This window comes from Klebsiella sp. K5-45 (assembly GCF_030128605.1).
Classification (GTDB): domain Bacteria; phylum Pseudomonadota; class Gammaproteobacteria; order Enterobacterales; family Enterobacteriaceae; genus Klebsiella; species Klebsiella quasipneumoniae.
Genome location: NZ_JAKUZW010000007.1, coordinates 22,225 through 45,129, shown reverse-complemented (window position 1 = coordinate 45,129; position 22,905 = coordinate 22,225). Strand labels below are relative to the sequence as shown.

Below are 22,905 nucleotides of genomic sequence, written 5' to 3'. Positions count from 1 at the left end.
CATAATGCAATTAGATGAACAACGCCTGCGTTTTCGCGATGCCATGGCCAGCCTGTCGGCGGCGGTGAATGTGGTCACTACCGCAGGCGAAGCCGGCCGCTGCGGGATTACCGCCACGGCGGTGTGCTCGGTGACGGATACGCCGCCATCGGTGATGGTGTGTATCAACGCCAACAGCGCGATGAACCCGGTGTTTCAGGGCAACGGCAAGTTGTGCATCAACGTGCTGAACCACGAACAGGAAATCATGGCCCGTCATTTCGCCGGGATGACCGGGGTGACGATGGAAGAGCGGTTTGCCCTCAGCGGCTGGCAGCACGGCGCGCTCGGGCAGCCGGTGCTGAAGGGCTCGCTGGCCAGTCTCGAAGGCGAGATTAGCCAGGTGCAAACCATCGGTACCCACCTGGTATATCTGGTGGAGATCCGCAATATTACCCTGAGCCCGCAAGGCCACGGCCTGATTTACTTTAAACGCCGTTTCCACCCGGTGATGATGGACATGGAAGTCGCGGTGTAATGGCCTCGCCTGCTCCTCCCCGGTTGGGGAGGAGCGTTAACCAACAGAGTCGCAGGCCACAATCTCCTGTGATCACAATCACATAATCCAGCCCTGTTCACTTCCTAGCCAACCGCTTACCCCCTCCAGTAACCGCTTAACCCCCTATACAACCACTCACCGATTTACCCAACTTTACGCGCGCGTCGTTCTGGCAAGATCGAAGCCAGCCTAGCTAATCAATACCTCCATTAACCCTTACTTAAAACCAGACGGCTTCGGCCAATTATTCATCTAATTAACGCCAGGTTTTACTATGGATACCAAAAAACTACTCAAGCACATACCCTGGGTGATTCTCGGAATCATCGGGGCATTTTGCCTCTCAGTCGTCGCCCTGCGCCGCGGTGAGCACGTCAGTGCCCTGTGGATCGTCGTGGCGTCGGTTTCCGTGTACCTCGTCGCCTACCGGTATTACAGCCTGTATATCGCGCAGAAGGTGATGAAGCTTGACCCGACGCGCTCGACGCCGGCGGTCATTAATAACGATGGCCTGAACTATGTGCCGACCAACCGCTACGTGCTGTTTGGCCACCACTTCGCCGCCATTGCCGGCGCCGGCCCGCTGGTGGGCCCGGTGCTTGCCGCGCAGATGGGCTATCTGCCTGGCACCCTCTGGCTGCTGGCCGGCGTGGTGCTGGCGGGGGCAGTACAGGACTTTATGGTGCTGTTTATCTCCTCGCGGCGTAACGGCGCCTCGCTGGGCGAGATGATCAAGCAGGAGATGGGGCCGGTTCCGGGCTCTATCGCCCTGTTCGGCTGCTTCCTGATTATGATCATCATCCTCGCGGTGCTAGCGCTGATCGTAGTGAAAGCGCTGGCGGAGAGCCCGTGGGGCGTCTTTACCGTCTGCTCGACGGTGCCTATCGCGCTGTTTATGGGTATTTATATGCGCTTCCTGCGCCCTGGCCGCGTGGGTGAAGTCTCGGTTATCGGTATCGTGCTGCTGGTGGCGTCTATCTGGTTTGGCGGCATCATTGCCCACGACCCCTACTGGGGCCCGGCGCTGACCTTTAAAGACACCACCATCACCTTTACCCTGATTGGCTACGCGTTTATCTCCGCCCTGCTGCCGGTATGGCTGATTCTGGCGCCGCGTGACTATCTGGCTACTTTCCTGAAAATCGGCGTTATCGTCGGCCTGGCGCTGGGGATCGTTATCCTCAACCCGGACCTGAAAATGCCGGCAGTGACCCAGTACATTGATGGCACCGGCCCGCTGTGGAAAGGCGCCCTGTTCCCGTTCCTGTTTATCACTATCGCCTGCGGCGCGGTCTCCGGCTTCCACGCGCTGATCGCCTCCGGCACCACGCCGAAGCTGCTGGCCAACGAAACCGATGCCCGCTTTATCGGCTATGGCGCGATGCTGATGGAATCTTTCGTGGCCATCATGGCGCTGGTCGCGGCATCGATTATCGAACCGGGTCTCTACTTCGCGATGAACACCCCGCCGGCGGGCCTTGGCATCGTCATGCCGAACCTGCACGAAATGGGCGGTGAAAACGCGGCGATGATCGCCGCGCAGCTGAAAGAAGTGACCGTTCACGCGGCGGCGACCGTCAGCTCCTGGGGCTTCGTGATTTCACCTGAGCAGATCCTGCAGACGGCGAAAGATATCGGCGAACCTTCGGTACTGAACCGCGCCGGCGGCGCGCCGACGCTGGCCGTCGGTATCGCCCACGTGTTCCATAAAATCATCCCGATGGCGGATATGGGCTTCTGGTACCACTTTGGTATCCTGTTTGAAGCGCTGTTTATCCTCACCGCGCTGGATGCCGGTACCCGCGCAGGCCGCTTTATGCTGCAGGATCTGCTGGGTAACTTCGTGCCGTTCCTGAAAAAAACCGACTCGCTGGTCGCCGGGATTATCGGTACCGCGGGCTGCGTCGGGCTGTGGGGCTACCTGCTGTATCAGGGCGTGGTCGACCCGCTGGGCGGCGTGAAGAGCCTGTGGCCACTGTTCGGTATTTCTAACCAGATGCTGGCCGCCGTAGCGCTGGTGCTTGGCACCGTGGTGCTGGTCAAAATGCAGCGCACCAAATATATCTGGGTCACCGTGATCCCGGCTGCGTGGCTGCTGCTGTGCACCACCTGGGCGCTGGGCCTGAAGCTGTTCAGCACCAACCCGCAGATGGAAGGCTTCTTCTTTATGGCTCAGCAGTATAAAGAGAAGATTGCTGCCGGCGGCGAGCTGACCGCGCAGCAGATTGCCAACATGAATCATATCGTGGTCAACAACTACACCAACGCCGGGCTGAGTATCCTGTTCCTGGTGGTGGTGTACAGCATCATCTTCTACGGCATCAAAACCTGGCTCAACGTGCGCAACAATAAGGTGCGCACCGACAAAGAGACCCCGTACGTGCCGGTACCGGAAGGCGGTGTGAAGACCTCGTCACATCATTAACTCTGATGCCGGATAGCGCTACGTTTATCCGGCCTACAAACAAGCGCATTAACGTAGGCCGGATAAGGCGCGAGTCGCCATCCGGCTTTATTCGTTATCTGGAACTTACAATGTTTGGTAACTTAGGTCAGGCTAAAAAATATCTCGGTCAGGCGGCGAAAATGCTGATTGGCATTCCGGATTACGACAACTACGTCGCCCATATGCAAACCAACCATCCGGATCAGCCGTACATGACTTATGAAGAATTCTTCCGCGAACGCCAGCAGGCCCGCTACGGCGGCGACGGCAAAGGCGGCGTACGCTGCTGTTAATGGAGGCAATAATGGCACCGATTGCAGTCACCCTACTCACCGGTTTTCTCGGCGCAGGAAAAACCACCCTCCTGCGCCATATCCTGAATGAGCAGCACGGTTTCAAAATCGCCGTGATTGAAAATGAATTTGGCGAAGTCTCCGTTGACGATCAGCTGATCGGCGACCGCGCCACGCAGATCAAAACCCTGACCAACGGCTGCATCTGCTGTACGCGCTCCAACGAACTGGAAGACGCCCTGCTCGATCTTCTCGACAGCCGCGATCGCGGCGAAATCGAGTTTGACCGGCTGGTGATTGAGTGCACCGGCATGGCCGACCCGGGGCCGATTATCCAGACCTTTTTCTCCCATGAGGTGCTTTGCGAGCGCTATCTGCTGGATGGCGTGATCGCCCTGGTGGATGCGGTCCATGCCGACCAGCAGATGGATCAGTTCACCATCGCCCAGTCGCAGGTGGGCTACGCGGACCGCATTTTGCTGACCAAAACTGATGTAGCCGGCGATACCGAAAAGCTGCGCGAACGCCTGGCGCGCATCAATGCCCGGGCGCCGATTTATACCGTCATTCATGGCGATATCGATCTAAGCCAGCTGTTTAACACCAGCGGCTTTATGCTGGAAGAGAAGGTCGTTAACAGCACACCGCGTTTCCACTTTATGGCCGAGAAGCAAAACGACGTGTCATCAATCGTGGTTGAGATGGATTACCCGGTGGATATCAGCGAGGTATCACGGGTAATGGAAAACCTGCTGCTCTCCTTCGCCGAGCAATTGATGCGCTATAAAGGGATGCTGTGGATCGACGGCGAGCCGAATCGGCTGCTGTTCCAGGGCGTGCAGCGCCTCTACAGCGCCGACTGGGATCGCCCGTGGGGCGATGAAACGCCGCACAGCACGCTGGTGTTTATCGGCATTCAGTTGCCGGAAGAGGAAATTCGCGCGGCGTTTGCCGGGTTACGACGCTAACCTACCCGCCTGCGCGCTAAGGCGCAGGCCCCCTTCTCTCACCGCACATCGTCAAAGACAGGAACAAAACGTCGTCATCGCGTCGAAAAATGTAAATCAACGTTTTTATAAGTAACAGTAGAAACACTTTTGGAAATAATAAGAAACTAAATGAATAGGATCCTTAATAATTAATGCCCGCCCTGTTCAGTTTCTGTTTAGCTCACCCATTAAACCTCTGCTAAACAGACCAAATTTCATGATTGACCTCGCCGTAACCCAACGTCTTTACAACATTATCAAAACACACCGCTGACAAAACCAGCATAAAAAATCGACGTAAGTCACATTTGCAGAGGTAAACATCGATTGTTAAGGTGCCCTCAGACAAATTTAATGACGAGGAGCAAACCATGAAAAAGCTTAACATCCTTATTGTTGCTGCCCTGACCGCGGTCTCTGGTTCCGCCATGGCAATGGGGTTTACCGTTGAACAAGGTAAGAATTTTACCAACCTGAATATGGAAATGGGTAAATCCTCTTCCGGCCTGTATGCCGAAAGCCACTGGCTGAAGAATACCGATGACGGTAGCCAGACCGGCGGCGTTGGCGCGGGTTACAATCTGGAAGTGGGCCCGGTGATGCTCAACGCTGGCGCGAAAGCTATCTATCTGGGACCGAAAAAAGGCGATAACGGCGTCGCGTTTCCGGTCGGCGGCGGGGTGAACGTGGCCCTGACCGACAGCATCCACGTATTTGGCGAAGGGTATGTCGCGCCCGACGGCCTGAACAACAGCGTGAAAAACTATGTTGAGGCGAACGGCGGCGTGAGCTGGTCCCCGGTTGGTCCACTAACCCTGAAAGTGGGTTACCGTCACGTCAGCGTTGACGGCAAAGAGGGCCGCCCAAACCACACCCTGATTGACGGCGCCTACGTGGGCGGCGGGGTTACTTTCTGATGAAATCATGTCTCGCCGCGCTCTCTGCGCTGAGCCTGGCGTTGCTGCTGACCGGCTGCACTCAGTATACCTGGGTGAAGCCGGGTTTAAGCGATGCCGAGATGCATAAAAAGCTCACCGAATGTGAAGCGCAGGCCCTGGTCGATCTCCCGCCGGATAACGTGGTGACCGGGTCCAGTTCAGAAAAAACGGACAAAAAGCAAAAGAAACAGGATGTTGAAACAAGTTATACGGTAGAAGACGCGAATGAATATCAGCGGGAGACCTTAGTCGACAGCTGTATGTTCAAAAGCGGCTGGGATAAAGTCGAAGTGCAATAAATCTATTATAAAAAAACCTGCCGGATGGCAGGTTTTTTTATGACCGGCCTAGCGGCGCACCACCACCAGCTTCTGGTTCACGAACTCTTTGATCCCGAGATCGGAGAGCTCCCGGCCATAACCGGAACGCTTCACGCCGCCAAACGGCAGTTCGGGCGCGGTATCGGTCAGCCAGTTGATATAGACCATCCCGGTTTCAATGGCGGATGCCATCCGTTTGGCGCGTTCGATGTCCTGACTGAACACCGCGCCGCCCAGGCCATAGTGAGAATCATTGGCAAGCGCAATCGCCTCCTCATCGTTTTTCACCACATAGATCTGCGCCACCGGGCCAAAGAACTCTTCGAAGTACGCCGGGTTGTCACGGGTGATACCGGTCAGGATAGTGGGTTCAAAGAAGTTGCCTTCCCGCGCCACCGCTTTGCCGCCCAGATGCAGCGTGGCGCCGTTTTTGACCGCCTCGTCCACCTGCTTGCTCAAGGTTTCCAGCGCATCTTTAGAGGAGAGCGGCCCCAGCGTGGTGCCTTCATCCAGCGGATCGCCTATTTTTACCTGGCGAAACGCCTCGCTAAATTTCGTCAGAAACGACTCAGCGATGTTCTCATGCAGGATAAACCGCTTGGCGGCAGTACACACCTGTCCGGCGTTATTCAGCCGCGCCTGGACGCCGATTTTCACCGCGCGATCGAGGTCGGCATCGTCGAGCACCACAAACACATCGTTGCCGCCGAGTTCCAGGGTCGATTTCTTAATATGCTTCGCCGCCTGCGCCGCCACCACGCTGCCGGCTTTTTCCGACCCGGTCAGCGCCGCGCCCTGCACACGGTCGTCGGCGATAATCTTCGCCACCTGATCCTGAGAGATAAACAGATTGGTCCACGCCCCTTCCGGTGCGCCGGCCTCGCGCACCAGATGGGCAAAGGTCTCCGCGCAGTGCGGTACGATGCTGGCGTGTTTGGCGATAACCGGGTTACCGGCCGCCAGGTTTGGCGCCAGGACGCGCATCAGCTGGTAATAGGGGAAGTTCCACGGTTCCACCGCCAGTAAGACGCCAATGGGGTGGTGCTCAACCCAGGCTTCACCCAGTTCGGAGGGATACTTCACCGGCGCCAGCATCGATTTGGCGTTATCGGCGTAATAGCGGGCGATTTGCGCGCACAGTTTCACTTCGCCGCGGCTCTGCTTAATGAGTTTCCCCATCTCCTGGCTGGCGATTTTCGCCAGATCTTCCACCCGGCTGTCGATCAGATCCGCCAGCTTATGCAGCACCGCCAGGCGCGGTTCAATATCGCCTTTCGCCCAGGCCGAATGATAGAGCGCATCCGCCTGCCGCAGCGCCGCCTCCACGTCCGCATCGCTGTGCGCCGGGTACGTTTTAATAAGCTGATTGTTCGCAGGATTCACCGTCTGATAGGCCATATCGCATGTCTCCTTGTTATCGCTATAAAGGCAGTCAAAAATGCCGTTAAGGATATTAAGGGTAGTCGAGATGGCTGGCGATGCGGGTAAAGTTAGGTATATCCGGAATATTCCATAACGATGGCTAACCGGGGCGACCGTCAGGCCGCCAAGGCGTTATCAATGCGCCAGCGCGGCGACCTCATCGGCGGTCAGGCCGGTGATTTTCACCACCGTCTCGCGGGCAATGCCGTCGGCCAGCATCCTCTGGGCAATGCGCAGCGCCTCGGCATGCTGTCCTTCACGCTTGCCTTTTCTGCGCCACACTTCCTGTAATCGTTCGGCGATGGTCATCAATCTCTCCCTGTGCTGAGGAACCCGTTGTGCCACTTTGTGGATAAACCGGCCAAAGCGGCGCGCGTTGCCAGTGTGCAGCAGATAATTAAACAGCGTTTTTATCTGCCTGTCATTAGCGTCACCGCTAAGTAAAATCGTCGTCAGTTGCTCAACAATCCCCATTAAATCGCGCTGGCGAATATGCTTCTGTATCAGCTCGAGTAATGCCACGCGCCGGTGACGAACGATCTCATCGTCGGGGATCACCGTGATATCCACCAGCGGAAAGGGCGAGGCATAAAGCTCCCACGCCAGCGGTGGATCGGCAAAGCAGTCCAGCCAGTTGAGCGACCACGGGTATGGCGTGGTCGCTCCGTGATAGAACAACATCGGCACCACCAGCGGCAGTCTGGTATGACCGCTATCCAGATGGCGCTGCATCGCGGCGATGGCGTAGCGCATCAGGCGGAAGGCCATCTGCGCATCCGGCGAGCTCTGATGTTCGATAACCACATAAATGTAGCCCTCGCCAGACGCGGTTTTGAGTGACCACAGCACATCGGAGTACCAGGCCCGCAGGCTCTCCTCGATAAAGCTTGCCGACTCCAGCTGTAAGGTATCGAGGTCGCAGCGCTGACGCAGCGCAGGCGGTAGATGGATCGCCAGGAAATCACGCGCGATGTCGGCCTGAGTGAGAAACTGTTTAAACACCGCATCATGCGGCGTCGAGGTGGTGCCCTTTGCCATCGGCTCATCCCTGCCTGCTTATCCTGCAGGGACTCTACCTCCCATGAATGTCGCTGACACCCCGGAAACCGGAGTTTTACGTTCCGCGACGAAAACATATTTCCCCGGACTGCAAGCGCGACATCCTTTTTCGACGCGGTACGCAAATCCCGGCGGGCGACAGCCTCGGCGCAGCATGCTATAAACGATTTATCCCCTCAGCAAAGGTCGATGCGGTGAACCATACCCGAGATATTCCCCAAACCTTCTGGCGAGACGATCGCCTGCCGTGGCTGGAGCTGCGCAGCACCTGGCGCAGCCGTCAGGCCTATAAGCGCCACAGCCACCCGCAGCTCTCGGTGGGGGCGATTATCGACGGTGAAACGCGCTGCCTGTGCAATGGACAGGAATATCTCCTGCAGCCCGGGGATCTGATCGTGATCCCGCCGCACGCGCCGCATAGCTGTAATCCGCTGCGTGACCAGCCGCGCAGCTATCATATGCTGTACCTGGAGGCGGCATGGTGCCATGCGCAGCGTCCGGATATTCCCCCTACCGTCAGCATGGCTTCGCCGCAGCCGCTGCTGCGCGACAGCCCTCTCTTTGCCAGCTTCCAGCAGATTGTCGCCCTGATGAGCCGCGGCTGCATTGAGCAACTGCCCGCCCGGGTGGCGCAGCTCCTGCACGCGCTGCCGCTGTGCGCCGCCGCGCCGCAGGCGCCACATCACGTCAGCGCCCTGCTGTTTCAGCGCCTGGCGACAGATCTGCCGGCGCCGCCATCGCTGGATAAACTGGCCCACGATAGCGCGCTACGTAAAGAGACCGTTATCCGCGCCGTGAAACAGGATACCGGCCTGACGCCCGCCAGCTTGATCAATATGGCGCGCATTGAATATGCGAAAACGCGCTTACGCGCCGGGGACCCTATCGCCGACGTCGGCTATCAGGCCGGCTTTGCCGATCAGAGCCATTTCCATAAAACCTTCGTCAGCTATACCGCCGCCACGCCGCGGCAGTATGCGCACAGCAGATCAATTTCCGACAATAAGTAATTTTCCACCAGGCGTAGGGTGGCCTCAGCACCATTATCGAGGCCACTATGCATACCTTATCGACTCTCTTCCCCGCCGCCTTCCCGGCGTTAGCCCTGTCCCACTTTGTCGCCCTGCTCAGCCCGGGCCCCGATTTTTTTCTACTGGTCGGTTACGCTGTACGCTACCGGATCCGCGGCAGCCTCGGACTGTGTCTCGGCATCGCCGCCGGCAATGCGTTGTATATTGTTCTGGCCATCGTTGGCTGGGGACTTCTGCGCCAGGCGCCGCTGCTGTTTTTACTCATCGAGCTGTTGGGCGCGGGCTACTTACTGTGGATTGGCAGCCTGCTGATTCGCAGCCGTCCCGCGGCGCTGGCGGTGGAGAGCGTTTGCGCATCGCGTCCGGGGTTCGGCAAGCAGCTACTGCTGGGGCTGGGGTCATCGCTGCTCAACCCGAAGAATGCGCTGTTTTATCTGGCGCTGATGACCTCCCTGCTGGGGCCGGCGGTCACCCTGCTGCAGCAAACGGTGAGCGGGCTGTGGATGGTCAGCGTGGTGTTCTTCTGGGATTTACTGCTGGTGAGCGCGATTGCGCTGCCGCAGGTACAGCGCCGCCTGAGCGCCATCGTCTGGCGGGTCGAGCGGGCGGCGGGGGCGATCCTGATGATGTTCGGTCTGTGGATTATCTGGCGATTTTTGCACGACCTCGCCGTCAGGTTATATGCTTAAGTTTATGGAAAAACTCGCTGAACTGAAACGCGCCAAACTGCTGGCGCTGTCGCTGCTGCTGATCGCCGCCGCGCTATTTATTACCACCCTGCTGCTGCCGCCGACGCCGTGGGTCAGCGCGCTGAAGGCCATTTCCGAAGCGGCGATGGTCGGGGCGCTGGCCGACTGGTTTGCGGTGGTGGCCCTGTTTCGCCGTATTCCGCTGCCCTTTGTCGCCCGCCATACCGCGATTATCCCGCGCAACAAAGATCGCATCGCCGACAACCTCGGCCGCTTCGTTGAGGAGAAATTCCTCGATACCCCGTCGCTGGTGGCGCTGATCCGCCGCTATCAACCAGCGCTGATGCTCGGCAACTGGTTCAGCCAGCCTGAGAACGCCCGGCGGGTTGGCCAACACCTGCTGCAGGTGATGAGCGGTTTTCTCGAACTGACCGATGACGCCCGCATTCAGCGCCTGCTGCGGCGCGCGGTGCATAAGGCGATCGATAAGGTCGACCTGACGCAGACCAGCGCCATGATGCTGGAGGGGCTGACCCGCGACAACCGCCATCAAAAGCTGCTGGATTCGCTGATAAATCAGCTGATCGCCCTGCTGCAGCGCGACAGCTCCCGCGCTTTTATCGCCCGCGGCATCGTACACTGGCTGGAGACCGAACATCCGCTGAAGGCCAGGCTGTTACCCACCGAGTGGCTCGGCGAGCACAGCGCCGAGATGGTCACCGACGCCGTGAATACCCTATTGGACGAAGTCACCCACGATCGCACCCACCAGATCCGCCAGACCTTTGACCGCGCGACGCAAAAGCTAATCGATAACCTGAAATCCGACCCGGAACTGGCGCAGAAGGCCGATAACATCAAAGCCTGGTTGAAAAATGATGAGACCTTCAACCGCTATCTTGGCGAAGTGTGGGGCGACCTGCGCGGCTGGGTAAAAAACGATATCAGCAGCGACGACTCGCGTATCAAGCAGCGCATCGCCGAGGCCGGCCAGTGGTTCGGTGAAACCTTACTCCGCGACGACGCGCTGCGCGAATCGCTCAACGAACACCTGGAGCAGGCGGCGCATCGGGTGGCGCCGGAGTTCGCCGCCTTCCTCACTCGACATATCAGCGACACGGTGAAGAGCTGGGACGCCCGCGATATGTCGCGGCAGATCGAGCTCAACATCGGTAAAGATCTGCAGTTCATCCGCATCAACGGCACCCTGGTGGGTGGAACTATCGGCCTGTTGTTGTGGCTGCTCTCGCAGATCCCCTCGCTGCTGCATCTGCATATTGGTTAGCAATGATACTATCTGAACAATAGCGCTGATAAATATTCCACAGGGAGGGCGAGATAATGCACCGGATGACCCACTGGCTAACCCGGCACGCCGCCGCGCTGTTCTTCCCGGCGGCGCTCATTCTGTATGATTTTTCCGCCTATCTCACCACCGACCTGATCCAGCCGGGGATCCTCCACGTGGTGCGGGATTTTAACGCCGATGTGGCGCTGGCCCCAGCCTCGGTAAGCCTGTATATGGCCGGCGGCATGGCGCTGCAGTGGCTGCTGGGGCCGCTCTCTGACCGAATCGGACGGCGTCCGGTACTGCTCACCGGCGCGCTCATTTTCACCCTCGCCTGCCTGGCGACGCTGTTCACCACCTCCATGACCCAGTTCCTGATTGCCCGCTTCGTGCAGGGCACCAGCATCTGCTTTATCGCCACCGTCGGCTACGTCACCGTGCAGGAAGCCTTTGAGGAAAAAAGGTCGATCAGGCTGATGGCGGTGATCACCTCCGTCGTGCTGGTGGCGCCGATCGTCGGCCCGCTTTCCGGCGCGGCGCTGATGCATTTTATCCACTGGAAAGCGCTGTTCGGCATTATCGCCGCCATGGGGCTGGTGGCCTGGCTGGGGCTGCTGTTGACCATGCCGGAGACGGTGCGCCGGGGCGATGTGCCGTTCAGCCCCCTGGGCGTACTGCGCGATTTTCGCAACGTCTTTCGCAACCGCATCTTTTTGCTCGGCGCCGCCACGCTGTCGCTGAGCTATATTCCGCTGATGAGCTGGGTGGCAGTATCGCCGGTGATTTTAATGGACGCCGGCGGGCTGACCACCAGCGAGTTCGCCTGGAGCCAGGTGCCGGTCTTCAGCGCCGTCATCATCGCCAACCTGTCGGTGGCGCGCTGGGTAAAAGATCCCACCCGCCCGCGCTTTGTGCTGAGCGCGGTGCCGGTACAGATGCTCGGCCTGGCCATCCTGATCGTTGGGAATCTGGTATGGCCGCACGTCTGGCTGTGGTCGGTGCTCGGCACCTGCTTCTACGCCTTCGGCATCGGGCTAATTTTCCCGACGCTGTTCCGCTTTACCCTCTTTTCTAACGACCTGCCGAAAGGCACGGTTTCCGCCTCGCTGAATATCGTGATCCTCAGCGTCAGCGCCTTATCGATTGAAGGCGCGCGCTGGCTGTGGTTCCATGGCGGGAGACTGCCCTTCCACCTGTTAGCGGTGGCCGCCGGGCTCGTCGCCGCCTGCTGCCTCGCCGGACTGTTACGCCACCAGCGTCAGTGTGCGCAAGCGGTCATTGAAGCCCGGCAGTCGTGACCCCTTTTACGGAGAAAGCCCCATCATGAGTGAGATTGAACTCAGCCCGGCGCAGCGCGACCTGCTGCGCGACAGGCTCAGCAAGTACTGCAAAGAGACGTTTAACCTCGAGCTGGAGCAGTTTGACGCTGAATTTTTTGTCGACTTTATCGCCCAGGAGCTGGGGCCGCTGTTCTACAACGCCGGTATCGAAGAGGCCATCCGCACCCATCTGGCATGGAGCGAGCGGATCCAGGAAGAGATGGATTTAAAGAAGGTCTATTAACGCCGCGCGCAGACGCAGGAGATCAATAAAAACACACAATCAACAGGGTTATAATGGCGACTCTTTCAGCATCTCCCGTGTACGGGGAAGGAAAACCATGTCGCTTATCACCGATCTACCCGCCATTTTTGACCAGTTCTCGGAAGCTCGCCAGAAGGGCTTTCTCACCGTCATGGATCTTAAAGAGCAGAACGTGCCGCTGGTGGGTACCTACTGCACCTTTATGCCTCAGGAGATCGCTATGGCGGCGGGGGCCGTGGTGGTCTCGCTGTGCTCTACCTCCGATGAAACCATCGAGGAAGCGGAAAAAGATCTGCCGCGCAATCTTTGTCCGTTAATCAAAAGCAGCTACGGCTTCGGCAAAACCGATAAATGCCCCTACTTCTATTTCTCTGACCTGGTGGTCGGGGAAACCACCTGCGACGGCAAAAAGAAAATGTACGAGTACATGGCCGAGTTCAAGACGGTCCACGTGATGCAGCTGCCGAACAGCGCCAGCGACGCGGCCTCCCGCGCCCTGTGGAAAGCGGAGATCCTGCGCCTGCAGCAGGTGATTGAGGCGCGGTTTGGCGCGCCGATTAGCGAGGCGGCGCTGCGTGAAGCCATCGTGCTGAAAAACCGTGAACGCCGGGCGCTGGCCCACTTTTATCGTCTCGGGCAGCTCAATCCGCCGGCGCTCAGCGGCGGCGACATCCTGAAAGTGGTGTACGGCGCCACCTTCCGCTTCGACAAAACCGCGCTGATTGACGAGCTCAACGCCATGGCGGAGCGCATCCGTCAGGAGTGGCGGCAGGGTAAACGACTGGCATCCCGCCCGCGCATTCTGATCACCGGCTGCCCGATCGGCGGCGCGGCGGAGAAAGTGGTTCGCGCCATCGAAGAAAACGGCGGCTGGGTGGTAGGCTATGAAAACTGCACCGGCGCGAAGGCCACCGAGCGCTGCGTGGCGGAAGAGGGCGACGTCTACGACGCCTTAACCGACAAATATCTCGCCATCGGCTGCTCCTGTATTTCCCCTAACCATCAGCGCCTGCAGCTGCTGAGCCAGATGGTGGAGGAGTACCAGGCCGACGGGGTGATCGACGTCATTCTGCAGGCCTGCCATACCTATGCCGTGGAATCGCTGGCCATTAAACGCCATCTCCGCCAGCAGCACGACCGTCCTTATATGGCGATAGAAACCGACTATTCGACAGCGGACCTCGGACAGCTCAGCACCCGCGTCGCCGCCTTTATCGAAATGCTATAAGGAGCACGCGTGATCTACACGGTTGGTATTGATTCCGGCTCCACTGCCACGAAAGGCATCCTGCTCGCGGACGGGGTGGTTACGCGTCGTTTCCTCTGCCCGACCCCCTTTCGCCCCGCCGACGCCATCCATGAGGCCTGGGAGACGCTGCGCGCTGGCCTCGCGGAAACGCCCTTTTTAACCCTCACCGGCTATGGTCGCCAGCTGATAGATTTCGCCAATAAACAGGTGACGGAGATTTCCTGTCATGGTCTCGGCGCCCGCCTGCTGGCACCGGACACCCGCACGGTGATTGATATCGGCGGCCAGGACAGCAAGGTTATCCAGCTGGATGCCGGGGGCAACCTCAGCGACTTTCTGATGAATGACAAATGCGCCGCCGGCACCGGCCGCTTTCTGGAGGTCATTTCACGCACCCTCGGCGCCAGCGTCGAACAGCTGGACGCCATTACCGACGGCGTGGAACCGCATGCCATCACCAGCATGTGTACGGTATTCGCCGAATCGGAAGTCATCAGCCTGCGGTCGGCGGGAGTCGCGCCGGAGGCGATTCTGGCGGGGGTGATTAACGCCATGGCCCGGCGCAGCGCGAACTTTATCGGCCGCTTATCAGCGCAGGGGCCGCTGCTGTTTACCGGCGGCGTCAGCCACTGCGCCGCATTTGCCCGCATGCTGGAAAGCCATGTCGGCATGGCGGTGACAACCCATCCCGACGCCCAGTTCGCCGGGGCGATCGGCGCGGCGCTGATCGGCCAGCGCCAGCGGAGGCGCGGATGACAACGTTTCTGTTTTTATTTCATTCCACGGTGGGAGTGGTGCGAACGCGCAAAGCCCTGCAGGCGGCGGGAATGACCTTCGAGGTCAAAGATATTCCCCGCCAGCTGCGCAGCGGCTGCGGGCTGTGCATCCTGCTTGAGGGGACGGAAGCCGACGCGCGAGCCTGGATCGTCCCGGAACAGACGGCGGCGTTATATCAGCAGGACGGGGAGGCGTGGCGCTGTCTCGCCACCTTCCCACCGGCAGGTTAATCGCTTACCACAAAGCGCGTCGCCGCAAAGCAGTTCAGCAGACGGTGCATAAGAAAAACCAGGGTCAGCGTGACCACCAGCGAGACCGTCACCGAGGTGATGCGGTACAGATCGCTGAACACCAGATCCTGATAGGGATGCAGGTTTTGGCCAAACATAATGCCGATGGTGGTAATGCTGGCGAAGCCCACCCCGGCGCCCACTTTCTCCATCACGTGCAGGCGGGCGCTAAAGGCCAGCCCGAGGCCAATCAGCGGCATCATCAGGATCATGTGATTGCTGAAGTCATAGATAATCAGCTGCACCACCAGAATATAGAGACAGGCCAGCACCACCCCCGCCACGCGCCAGATCGAGCTGATCACCGCCCCGCGATAGTGCATCGGGAACAGGATCAGGATCCCGGCCATCAGCGCCGACAGCGAGTCGCTGAGATCGCAGATCTGAAACACCACGAAGATGATCGTCGCCACCGTGCCGGAGAGCAGCGACTCGTGGCGGATGCGGGCGGCGTCTTTTTCAATGCGCGGCGGCGGCTTGCGCGGTTCGACGTCCGGGATCAGGTAATGCAGCAGCGCGCTCAGCGCCACCGCCAGCACGCACGCTTCCATGTTGGAGAACATCAGGGTGTGCCAGTTGCTGGTCGGGTAGCTCATAAAGTTGAGCATCGTGCTCTGACACACCACCCCCATCGACCCCAGCAGAAACAGCGGCCCCTGGCTCATAAAGCGAAAACGCATCACGTACAGGGCGAACACCACCAGCGTCATGATCACCGGCCATTGCGACAAATAACCGACAATCAGCACCATTTCGACGCAGTTCACCGCCGCGCTGAACACAAACTGGCGGGCGACGTGGCGGTTGAACACCGGCACCAGCGACATCAGCATCAGTGGATACACCACAAAAAATACGCCGTACTGCACGTCGTAGAAGGTGGAGATGCTGAGCGCAATGGTCCCGGCCACGGCGATACGCACCGTCTGGCGAAAATCATTCGCCGTGTAGACGATATTGCCGTGCGGGGTAAAGACGTGCGCCAGGGTATTAATAGACATAGTGCAACCAGCTCACCAGATGAATCTGCAGGCCGGCGAAGGTGCGGGCGAAAGGTCCCTCGCTATTGTACAGCTGCACCGTGGCGCGGGCGCCGGTCGGCAGCGGTTTCGCCAGCGGCTGATCCAGCGCGACGTGAATGCGCATTCGCTGGGCATCACGCACCCAGCGGGTGGACTGTTCCGGCTGCGACAGCTGCCCGTTAACCGCCTCTTGCCCCGCCAGAATCCCGGCATCGCTGCTGGTCACGTGCGCCGGGAAAACTTCCCCCGGCAGGGCGTCAAAAACCACCGCCGCATCGGTGTTTACCGCGGTGTGGCGCAGGCTCTTCTCACGGAAGTCAGCGACGATATCGGTATTGTTGTTGACCAGCGCCAGCACGGCCGTCGCCGCGGTGGCGTAGATCCCCGGGTTAAGCTGCAGGTTGCTGACCATGCCGTCAGTTTCCGCACGCACTTTGGTCCAGGCCAGGTTCAGCTGCGCCTCCTCCAGCGCGTTGCGGTATTTCTGCAGGGTGACGTTGCGCTTATCGTCGCGCTCGCCGCGCTGGATCAGCAGGTTCTGGATCTGCGCGTTCAGCGCCGAGACCGACTGCTCGCTGGTCTGCCAGGTGGTCCGCACCTTGTCGAGATTGGACTGCGAGACGTTCTGCATGGTGCTCAGGCGCTGATAGCGATCGAGCGTGACCTTATCGTTACGGGCGGTGTACTGCGCGGTGCGCAGGTTGGCGCGGGCGGCGGCGATTTGCGCGTCCAGCTGCTGGTTGCTCAGCTTCGCCTGTTCAAGGGCGATCTGTGCCGCTTCAACTTTATTAATGAATGGCGTCGGGTCGAGCTCATACAGCAGGTCGCCCTTTTTCACCTGGCTATTGTTATGCACGTAGACGTGCGAGACATAGCCGGAGACCCGCGACGAAACCGGGGTCACCACGCGCATGACGGTGGAGTCCGGCGTCAGCGGGATCCAGATATCGGCAACGATAAACCAGGCGAATATTCCCAGAAAAGCGGCAATACTCACCCGTACCCAGCGGGCAAATTTTTGTTCAGGCGTCATCATAGTGTGTTAGATCTTGTTATCTTCTTCGCGGATATTCCGCAAACGGCAGGCGATTTGATTTAACGTGGCGCTGAAGGTGACGAGGTCGGCCTCCGGGATGGTCTGGGTTACGCGCTCCTGATAGGTCTCGATCACGCGGCTCAGTTTTTCCAGAATAGCCCGCCCCTCGGCGGTCAGCGTCAGCAGGCGAATGCGTTTGTCATATGGCGATGTGGAACGCAACAGATAGCCCTGCTTTTCCAGTAATGAGAGGGTGCGCGTCAGCGGCGGCAGTTCAATCCCCTGCACCTCCGCCAGTTCGCTGACCGAGACGTTGTCCCCCAACTGATGCAGCTGCATCAGCACCGTCCAGCTGGACTGGGTGAGTCCCGTATCGGTGATAGCGGAGTCAATAATCGCGCGCCACTGGCGCACCACCATGGCCATCCGCATCCCCAGCGGGCGGCGGGCAAACAGTTCGTCTTCAGTCACAGCTTTTCCTCTCATTGTTGAGAAGAAAATAATACTTATCAGGGTAAGTATCAAGAAACGGAAGGTCACGTCGCATCAATTGATAAATTTCGTGAATGATTCCCCGGCATCGCCAGCGCTTACCGGGGCAAAGAAGAAGTGATGCCTGAAAAAAAAGCACTTTTTAATTGATCTGATCCCGACGCAGGCCGATATCTTTCAGCTGTTCGTCGCTCATTTTCTGCAAAGCTCTGCGCGTTTGCTCCTGAAGCCACCATTTTTTGACAAACCGTGCCAGCAATACGAAACCGATAAATGGCTGTCTTGCCCTGTTCTCATGAAATTCCATCCTCTACCTCCTCACCTTGCCAGAGACTTTATCTTCACGGATTTGGGGGGAAGGAATACAGATTCACAAAACACTTTTCTTTAACATACAGATTGGCTAAAACGTACAGCAGACCGCAATTTTTCCTGCCATCTGTACTGGTTATTCCATCTGTATGGCGACAATTAAGGATACAGCATGACCCGCTATCAACATCTTGCGACGCTGCTGGCCGAACGCATTGAACAGGGCCTGTATCGCCACGGCGAAAAGCTGCCGTCGGTGCGCAGCCTGAGCCAGGAGCACGGCGTCAGCATCAGCACCGTCCAGCAGGCCTATCAGCTGCTTGAGCAGCAGCAGATGATTGTGCCGCAGCCGCGATCGGGCTATTTCGTCGCCCCCCGCAAGGCCCAGCCGCCGGTGCCGCCGATGTCGCGTCCGGTGCAGCGTCCGGTGGAGATCACCCAGTGGGATCAGGTGCTGACCATGCTCGACGCCCGCTACGATAAAACGATCATCCCCTTCGGCGGCGGCTCGCCGGACGTGACGCAGCCAAGCCTGAAGCCCATCTGGCGCGAACTGAGCCGGGCGATCCAGCACAACCTCACTGAGGTGTTGAACTATGACGAACTGGCCGGGCGCCGCGAGCTGCGGGAGCAGATCGCCCGCCTGATGCTCGACGGCGGATCGGTGGTGACTGCCGACGATCTGGTGCTCACCAGCGGTTGCCACAGCGCGCTGTCGCTGGCCCTGCTGTCGGTGTGCCAGCCAGGGGACATCATCGCCGTGGAATCCCCCTGCTACTACGGCACCATGCAGATGCTGCGCGGACTGGGATTAAAAACGATTGAGATCCCCACCGATCCGGAAACCGGGATCAGCATCGAGGCCCTGGAGTTGGCGCTGGATCAGTGGCCGATCAAAGGGGTGATCCTGGTGCCGAACTGCAACAACCCGCTGGGATTTATCATGCCGGACGCCCGCAAGCGCGCGGTGCTGAACCTGGCCCAGCGCCACGATATCGTTATTTTCGAGGATGATATCTACGGCGAGCTGGCTACCGAATATCCGCGCCCGCGCACGATTCACTCCTGGGATATCGACGGCCGGGTGATGCTCTGCAGCTCCTTTACCAAAACCATCGCCCCCGGCCTGCGCATCGGTTGGATAGCGCCCGGGCGCTACTACGACAAGCTGCTACAGATGAAGTACGCCGCCAGCGGCACTAACGTCCCTTCAACACAGCTGGCGGCCTTTAACTTTATTCGCGAAGGCCATTATCACCGCCACGTGCGGCGGATGCGGCAGATCTATCAGCGCAATATCGAGATCTACACCTGCTGGCTGCGGGAGTTTTTCCCCTGCGGGATCTGCGTCACCCGGCCGAAGGGCGGTTTTATGCTGTGGGTGGAGCTCCCGGAGCAGGTGGATATGGTCTGCGTCGCCAAACAGCTGTGCCGGCTGAAGATCCAGGTCGCGCCGGGGTCGCTGTTTTCCGCGGCGGGCAAGTATCGCAACTGCGTCAGGATCAATTGCGCCCTGCCGCCGACCGAGAAACATAAAGCGGTGATGGTTAAGCTGGGAGAAGCGGTGAAGGTGGCGATGGAGTGAAGCTGCGGCATTCCCACAATCTGCGAGCCGGTAACCCGGAAAAGGCGCGGTAAGCGCGCCTCCGGGCAAGATATACGCTCTTTAAACATTCTAAAATCACTCTTACAAATACGAAAAACAAAACAATTCATATAAACAATATTTCATTATTATTGAATAACAATTTTTGTGGTGCAAAACCATAAATACCAATATATATTGGCCCATTCACAAATACATGGTGGCATTTTAAGTAATGCCGTTAAAAAGCATGACTATTAACTTTTAAAGTATAAGCGTAGTCATACAGTTAGCTGAGAGCAAAATGGCAACGATCATCCCAACCATCGGAAGCTGCGGTAACAAGATTACTGCCGGAGAAAAGCGTCTTGCGAGAATTTTTGAAAGCAATCTGAGTAGCGATTGTACTTGTTGGTATGACATTCCTACTGGTGAAAAACAAACACATCCTGATTTCATCATTCTGGATCCTCAGCGAGGGCTGCTTTTTATTGAAGTGAAGGACTGGTATATTTCAAAAATAAAATCCGCTAATAAAACACATGTGATATATGAAACATCAGATGGTGACATTTCTCTAACCCATCCCATAGAACAGGTCAGACAATATTCTTACGGCGCAATTAACTATCTAAAGCGGGACCCACAACTTCTTCAGGACAACGAAAAATATAAAGGACAATTTTGCGCCCCCTACGGTCATGGAGTCTACCTCAGTAATATTACACGTAAGCAGTTAAATAAATACTTTTCCAATAGTGATATTTTTCCTTCTGATATCGTGATTTGTAAAGATGAAATCACCGAGTTTATGTCATCTGAAGAAATATCATTACGCCTATTTTCTTTGGTCAAACATACATTTTCTAAAGAGATAAGTAATAAGCAAGTAGATCGTATACGTTGGCATTTATACCCTGAGATTCGCATCACCCACGCTCTCGATAAACCAGAGAGTTCTGCCAACCCAATATCTGTACTCCGAACGCCGAATATTATAAAAATAATGGATACTCAGCAAGAATTACTCGCCAGAAGCCTTGGTGAGGGGCATCGGATAATTCACGGCGTCGCCGGCTCAGGTAAAACCTTAATTCTCCTTTATCGTTGCCTACACCTGGCGAAAGATAATAATTTAAAGAAACCTATTCTTGTCGTGTGTTATAATATAATGCTGGCCCAAAAATTAAAATCTCTAATAAAAAGCCATCAACTTACGGTTCCGGTTGAAATTACCAACTTCCATGCATGGTGTTATAAGCAAGCAAAAATTAAAAATATTCTCCCTAACTCAAAGCAAAATTTTATAGAAAACCTTGAGCAAGCTGTTATTACTGGTTTTCAAAATAAAACAATAGCAGCAGAACAATATAGTGCGGTATTAATTGATGAGGGGCATGATTTTAAACAGGATTGGCTAAAAATACTTGCTGGAATGGTTGATAGCGAAACTAACTATCTATTATTTCTATATGACGATGCGCAATCAATTTATCAGAAAAAAAGCTCACTTGATTTTACGCTTTCCAGCGTTGGTATCAAAGCTCAAGGGCGTACAACTATTCTTGACATCAATTATCGAAATACACAGCAGATTCTCCACTTTGCTACCAGCATTGCATTTGATTATTTAAATGATCATATTGAGGATAACTTTAAATATCATAAACCAGATGCTGGTGGACTTCAAGGCCAGGATCCAAACATGCTTATTTTTGATAACCACCACCAAGAAATCATCCATATAATTAAATGGCTAAAGCAACAACATCATACTGGTGTTAGCTGGAATGACATGGCTATATTATGTCCCTCGACCGCACATCTTTCTGCAATATTAGTAAAAGAGTTAAGGGATTCAAAAATCCCGCACTATTTTATAGCAAGCTCGGAAGATAAAAAACGCTACTCACCACAAAGCGATTTTTTGTCTATTATACCTTTGCCTAGTAGCAAAGGTCTCGAGTTTCATTCAGTCGCAGTGATAGATAGTTCAAACATAATGGGTAATAGCGATGATCTCAGCGACGAGATCAAGCGACTATATGTTGGTTTCACTCGGGCAACCAATAATTTGCTTGTGACTTTACATCAAAAAAATGTGCTCAGCAGACATTTAACCTCAACTTATAATCAAATCTATAACAATGCATAGTAGCCCCCTGTCACTCATCAAAAAACACCATCCCCTTATACGGCTGTTCGCGGCAGGCGGCCAGGCGCTGGGCGAGACTGCCGACGTGCAGCTCCAGCTTGTGGCCATCGGGATCGAGGAAGTAGTGCGAAGCGCCTTCGCTACGGTTCAGCTTCCAGACCGCCACGCCGGCAACCTCAAGGCGAGCGGCGAAGCGGGCGAAATCCGCTTCGCTGATGGTAAACGCATAATGGGTGTAGTCGCTCTCCTCCGGCGGAGTGACACGCCGCTGCGGATCCAGCGACAGGCACAGCCACAGATCGCCGCAGGAGAGATAAGCCCCGCTGTCCCAGCGGGCGTGCAGCGTCATGCCCAACAGCTGCTGATAAAACGCCACGCTCGGCGCCAGCTGGCTGACCGCCAGGGTCAGGTGATTCAGTCCGCTCAGCATGTCTGTTCCTCCAGTGAATTCACAATGAACTGGCGCAGCCATTGATGCGCCGGGTCGCGGTGCCAGCGCTCGTGCCACAGCATCAGCATCTCAAAGCCGGCGACCGCCAGCGGCGGCTCGACGACTGCCAGCCCGCTCTGCCCGCGCACCAGCCGCTCCGGCAGGACCGCCACCAGATCGCTATTGCGCAGGGTCTCCAGCATAAACAGGAAATGTGGCACGGAAAGGACAACCCGCCGCGTCAGGCCAAGGTTCGCCAGCGCGGTATCGGTCGCCGCGCTGAAGCCGCCTCCGTCCGGGGAGACGATCGCTTGCTCCAGCTGACAGAACGTTTCCAGGCTCAACCCTTGCCGCAGCACCGGATGCCCGGCCCGGCCCGCCAGCACGTAGCGCTCGCGAAACAGCAGGCGCTGATGCAGCCCCGGCGGCGCGCCCTCGCGGGTATGGAAAAAGAGATCCACTTCATCGCTGGCCGCCTGCTGCTCCAGCCGCGCCGGCTGGAGTTCGAATACCGCCAGCCGACTGCCGGGAGAGGCCTGCCGTAGCCTGCCCAGCATCGGCATGAGGGTCGCCGAAGCCATATAGTCCGTCGCCGCCACCCGCCAGGTCTCCGCCGCCGCGGCCGGATTAAAAGGTGCTACCGGCGCCACCGCCTGCTCCAGCGCGGCTAACGCAGCGCGCAGCGGCTGGCGAAGCTCATCGGCGCGGGCGGTGGGCTGCATGCCGCGCGGGCCCGGCATCAGCAGCGGGTCGGCAAACATCTCCCGCAGCCTGGCGAGTTGAATACTCACCGACGGCTGCGACAGATTCAGCCGCTGCGCCGCCCGGGTAACGTTATTTTCACTGAGCAGCACGTCGAGCGTGCGCAGCAGATTGAGATCCAGACGATGTAAATTAATCACAGCTATACCTGGGATTTAAGTAATTAATTTCTACTATAGCGCCAGCTTTCCTACTCTG

Annotated in this window: 24 protein-coding genes; 16 read left to right on the top strand and 8 right to left on the bottom strand. The window is 57.3% G+C overall.

Annotated elements, in window-relative coordinates; all coding sequences use genetic code 11:
• Positions 1–4: 4 nt before the first annotated feature.
• The 6 genes from MKS11_RS15850 (at position 5) to MKS11_RS15825 (ending at position 5,503) form a co-directional block, all read left to right on the top strand.
• Positions 5–517, top strand: coding sequence for a 4-hydroxyphenylacetate 3-monooxygenase reductase subunit (locus MKS11_RS15850; RefSeq protein WP_017899127.1), 513 nt, complete (start codon positions 5–7; stop codon positions 515–517).
• A gap of 295 nt (positions 518–812) precedes the next feature.
• Positions 813–2,963, top strand: a complete 2,151-nt coding sequence (locus MKS11_RS15845; protein WP_004204173.1) for a carbon starvation CstA family protein — start codon at positions 813–815, stop codon at positions 2,961–2,963.
• A gap of 110 nt (positions 2,964–3,073) precedes the next feature.
• Positions 3,074–3,277, top strand: coding sequence for a YbdD/YjiX family protein (locus tag MKS11_RS15840; RefSeq protein ID WP_004204171.1), 204 nt, complete (start codon positions 3,074–3,076; stop codon positions 3,275–3,277).
• An 11-nt stretch (positions 3,278–3,288) separates the two neighbouring features.
• Positions 3,289–4,245: a GTPase gene (gene yjiA, locus MKS11_RS15835; protein ID WP_004204169.1), complete on the top strand. Its 957-nt coding sequence runs from the start codon at positions 3,289–3,291 to the stop codon at positions 4,243–4,245.
• 392 nt (positions 4,246–4,637) lie between these two features.
• Positions 4,638–5,183 carry a YfaZ family outer membrane protein gene (locus MKS11_RS15830; protein WP_004204167.1) on the top strand — a complete coding sequence of 182 codons (546 nt, stop codon included), beginning with the start codon at positions 4,638–4,640 and terminating at the stop codon, positions 5,181–5,183.
• The gene (locus tag MKS11_RS15825) at positions 5,183–5,503 is read left to right on the top strand and encodes a hypothetical protein (protein ID WP_101865633.1); all 321 of its coding nucleotides are present in this window, start codon (positions 5,183–5,185) and stop codon (positions 5,501–5,503) included. Before MKS11_RS15830 ends, MKS11_RS15825 begins: the two co-directional genes overlap by 1 nt.
• A gap of 48 nt (positions 5,504–5,551) precedes the next feature.
• Here the strand turns inward: MKS11_RS15825 and MKS11_RS15820 are convergent, their stop codons facing one another.
• Both MKS11_RS15820 and MKS11_RS15815 read right to left on the bottom strand, forming a co-directional pair.
• The gene (locus MKS11_RS15820; RefSeq protein WP_043522346.1) at positions 5,552–6,922 is read right to left on the bottom strand and encodes an NAD-dependent succinate-semialdehyde dehydrogenase; all 1,371 of its coding nucleotides are present in this window, start codon (positions 6,920–6,922) and stop codon (positions 5,552–5,554) included.
• Between the two features lie 159 nt (positions 6,923–7,081).
• Positions 7,082–7,984 carry an Rpn family recombination-promoting nuclease/putative transposase gene (locus tag MKS11_RS15815; protein ID WP_087771783.1) on the bottom strand — a complete coding sequence of 301 codons (903 nt, stop codon included), beginning with the start codon at positions 7,982–7,984 and terminating at the stop codon, positions 7,082–7,084.
• A 215-nt stretch (positions 7,985–8,199) separates the two neighbouring features.
• On the opposite strand from MKS11_RS15815, the gene MKS11_RS15810 reads away from it, so the two are divergent.
• The 8 genes from MKS11_RS15810 to MKS11_RS15775 all read left to right on the top strand — a co-directional run bounded on the left by MKS11_RS15810 (position 8,200) and on the right by MKS11_RS15775 (position 14,853).
• On the top strand, positions 8,200–9,015 hold the full coding sequence (locus MKS11_RS15810) for an AraC family transcriptional regulator (RefSeq protein ID WP_087771793.1): 816 nt from the start codon (positions 8,200–8,202) through the stop codon (positions 9,013–9,015).
• A 47-nt stretch (positions 9,016–9,062) separates the two neighbouring features.
• A complete protein-coding gene (locus MKS11_RS15805; protein WP_087771784.1) occupies positions 9,063–9,725 on the top strand; it encodes a LysE family translocator in 663 nt (220 codons plus the stop codon).
• A complete protein-coding gene (locus MKS11_RS15800) occupies positions 9,718–11,010 on the top strand; it encodes a DUF445 domain-containing protein (protein ID WP_023319661.1) in 1,293 nt (430 codons plus the stop codon). The genes MKS11_RS15805 and MKS11_RS15800 overlap by 8 nt, the downstream gene beginning before the upstream one ends.
• 53 nt (positions 11,011–11,063) lie before the next feature.
• On the top strand, positions 11,064–12,311 hold the full coding sequence (gene mdtM, locus MKS11_RS15795; protein ID WP_049092926.1) for a multidrug efflux MFS transporter MdtM: 1,248 nt from the start codon (positions 11,064–11,066) through the stop codon (positions 12,309–12,311).
• A gap of 25 nt (positions 12,312–12,336) precedes the next feature.
• Positions 12,337–12,576, top strand: a complete 240-nt coding sequence (locus MKS11_RS15790) for a DUF2164 domain-containing protein (protein WP_043522363.1) — start codon at positions 12,337–12,339, stop codon at positions 12,574–12,576.
• Between the two features lie 97 nt (positions 12,577–12,673).
• Positions 12,674–13,825, top strand: a complete 1,152-nt coding sequence (locus MKS11_RS15785) for a double-cubane-cluster-containing anaerobic reductase (protein ID WP_087771786.1) — start codon at positions 12,674–12,676, stop codon at positions 13,823–13,825.
• A 9-nt stretch (positions 13,826–13,834) separates the two neighbouring features.
• Positions 13,835–14,602 carry a putative 2-hydroxyacyl-CoA dehydratase activator YjiL gene (gene yjiL / locus MKS11_RS15780; protein ID WP_043522364.1) on the top strand — a complete coding sequence of 256 codons (768 nt, stop codon included), beginning with the start codon at positions 13,835–13,837 and terminating at the stop codon, positions 14,600–14,602.
• Complete coding sequence (locus tag MKS11_RS15775) at positions 14,599–14,853, top strand: DUF3343 domain-containing protein (protein ID WP_004204154.1); 255 nt, start codon at positions 14,599–14,601, stop codon at positions 14,851–14,853. The genes yjiL and MKS11_RS15775 overlap by 4 nt, the downstream gene beginning before the upstream one ends.
• On the opposite strand, the gene MKS11_RS15770 is transcribed toward MKS11_RS15775, so the two are convergent.
• The 4 genes from MKS11_RS15770 to MKS11_RS15755 all read right to left on the bottom strand — a co-directional run bounded on the left by MKS11_RS15770 (position 14,850) and on the right by MKS11_RS15755 (position 17,770).
• On the bottom strand, positions 14,850–15,914 hold the full coding sequence (locus MKS11_RS15770) for a DUF2955 domain-containing protein (RefSeq protein ID WP_004204153.1): 1,065 nt from the start codon (positions 15,912–15,914) through the stop codon (positions 14,850–14,852). The two genes, MKS11_RS15775 and MKS11_RS15770, sit on opposite strands and share 4 nt — an antisense overlap.
• Positions 15,904–16,971, bottom strand: a complete 1,068-nt coding sequence (locus tag MKS11_RS15765) for an HlyD family secretion protein (RefSeq protein WP_284109621.1) — start codon at positions 16,969–16,971, stop codon at positions 15,904–15,906. Before MKS11_RS15765 ends, MKS11_RS15770 begins: the two co-directional genes overlap by 11 nt.
• 6 nt (positions 16,972–16,977) lie before the next feature.
• Positions 16,978–17,442 (bottom strand): MarR family winged helix-turn-helix transcriptional regulator, encoded by a 465-nt coding sequence (locus MKS11_RS15760; protein ID WP_004204151.1) that lies wholly within the window; start codon positions 17,440–17,442, stop codon positions 16,978–16,980.
• Positions 17,443–17,605: 163 nt separating this feature from the next.
• The gene (locus MKS11_RS15755) at positions 17,606–17,770 is read right to left on the bottom strand and encodes a DUF1127 domain-containing protein (protein ID WP_004204150.1); all 165 of its coding nucleotides are present in this window, start codon (positions 17,768–17,770) and stop codon (positions 17,606–17,608) included.
• 177 nt (positions 17,771–17,947) lie between these two features.
• Between MKS11_RS15755 and MKS11_RS15750 the strand changes: the two genes are divergently transcribed.
• Positions 17,948–19,360, top strand: coding sequence for a PLP-dependent aminotransferase family protein (locus MKS11_RS15750; RefSeq protein ID WP_004204148.1), 1,413 nt, complete (start codon positions 17,948–17,950; stop codon positions 19,358–19,360).
• 304 nt (positions 19,361–19,664) lie between these two features.
• Complete coding sequence (locus MKS11_RS15745) at positions 19,665–21,515, top strand: nuclease-related domain-containing DEAD/DEAH box helicase (RefSeq protein ID WP_087771787.1); 1,851 nt, start codon at positions 19,665–19,667, stop codon at positions 21,513–21,515.
• A 10-nt stretch (positions 21,516–21,525) separates the two neighbouring features.
• Here MKS11_RS15745 and fosA read toward each other — a convergent pair whose 3' ends face one another.
• Both fosA and MKS11_RS15735 read right to left on the bottom strand, forming a co-directional pair.
• Positions 21,526–21,945: a FosA5 family fosfomycin resistance glutathione transferase gene (gene fosA, locus MKS11_RS15740; RefSeq protein WP_065903167.1), complete on the bottom strand. Its 420-nt coding sequence runs from the start codon at positions 21,943–21,945 to the stop codon at positions 21,526–21,528.
• A complete protein-coding gene (locus MKS11_RS15735) occupies positions 21,939–22,847 on the bottom strand; it encodes a LysR family transcriptional regulator (protein ID WP_032455484.1) in 909 nt (302 codons plus the stop codon). The genes fosA and MKS11_RS15735 overlap by 7 nt, the downstream gene beginning before the upstream one ends.
• Positions 22,848–22,905: the final 58 nt, after the last annotated feature.

Bases quoted from the DNA above. Each gene is read 5' to 3' on its own strand.
- MKS11_RS15850 (WP_017899127.1), top strand. From the start codon at position 5: ATGCAATTAGATGAACAACGCCTGCGTTTTCGCGATGCCATGGCCAGC.
- MKS11_RS15845 (WP_004204173.1), top strand. From the start codon at position 813: ATGGATACCAAAAAACTACTCAAGCACATACCCTGGGTGATTCTCGGA.
- MKS11_RS15840 (WP_004204171.1), top strand. From the start codon at position 3,074: ATGTTTGGTAACTTAGGTCAGGCTAAAAAATATCTCGGTCAGGCGGCG.
- yjiA (WP_004204169.1), top strand. From the start codon at position 3,289: ATGGCACCGATTGCAGTCACCCTACTCACCGGTTTTCTCGGCGCAGGA.
- MKS11_RS15830 (WP_004204167.1), top strand. From the start codon at position 4,638: ATGAAAAAGCTTAACATCCTTATTGTTGCTGCCCTGACCGCGGTCTCT.
- MKS11_RS15825 (WP_101865633.1), top strand. From the start codon at position 5,183: ATGAAATCATGTCTCGCCGCGCTCTCTGCGCTGAGCCTGGCGTTGCTG.
- MKS11_RS15820 (WP_043522346.1), bottom strand. From the start codon at position 6,922: ATGGCCTATCAGACGGTGAATCCTGCGAACAATCAGCTTATTAAAACG.
- MKS11_RS15815 (WP_087771783.1), bottom strand. From the start codon at position 7,984: ATGGCAAAGGGCACCACCTCGACGCCGCATGATGCGGTGTTTAAACAG.
- MKS11_RS15805 (WP_087771784.1), top strand. From the start codon at position 9,063: ATGCATACCTTATCGACTCTCTTCCCCGCCGCCTTCCCGGCGTTAGCC.
- MKS11_RS15800 (WP_023319661.1), top strand. From the start codon at position 9,718: ATGCTTAAGTTTATGGAAAAACTCGCTGAACTGAAACGCGCCAAACTG.
- MKS11_RS15790 (WP_043522363.1), top strand. From the start codon at position 12,337: ATGAGTGAGATTGAACTCAGCCCGGCGCAGCGCGACCTGCTGCGCGAC.
- MKS11_RS15785 (WP_087771786.1), top strand. From the start codon at position 12,674: ATGTCGCTTATCACCGATCTACCCGCCATTTTTGACCAGTTCTCGGAA.
- MKS11_RS15775 (WP_004204154.1), top strand. From the start codon at position 14,599: ATGACAACGTTTCTGTTTTTATTTCATTCCACGGTGGGAGTGGTGCGA.
- MKS11_RS15770 (WP_004204153.1), bottom strand. From the start codon at position 15,914: ATGTCTATTAATACCCTGGCGCACGTCTTTACCCCGCACGGCAATATC.
- MKS11_RS15765 (WP_284109621.1), bottom strand. From the start codon at position 16,971: ATGATGACGCCTGAACAAAAATTTGCCCGCTGGGTACGGGTGAGTATT.
- MKS11_RS15755 (WP_004204150.1), bottom strand. From the start codon at position 17,770: ATGGAATTTCATGAGAACAGGGCAAGACAGCCATTTATCGGTTTCGTA.
- MKS11_RS15750 (WP_004204148.1), top strand. From the start codon at position 17,948: ATGACCCGCTATCAACATCTTGCGACGCTGCTGGCCGAACGCATTGAA.
- MKS11_RS15745 (WP_087771787.1), top strand. From the start codon at position 19,665: ATGGCAACGATCATCCCAACCATCGGAAGCTGCGGTAACAAGATTACT.
- fosA (WP_065903167.1), bottom strand. From the start codon at position 21,945: ATGCTGAGCGGACTGAATCACCTGACCCTGGCGGTCAGCCAGCTGGCG.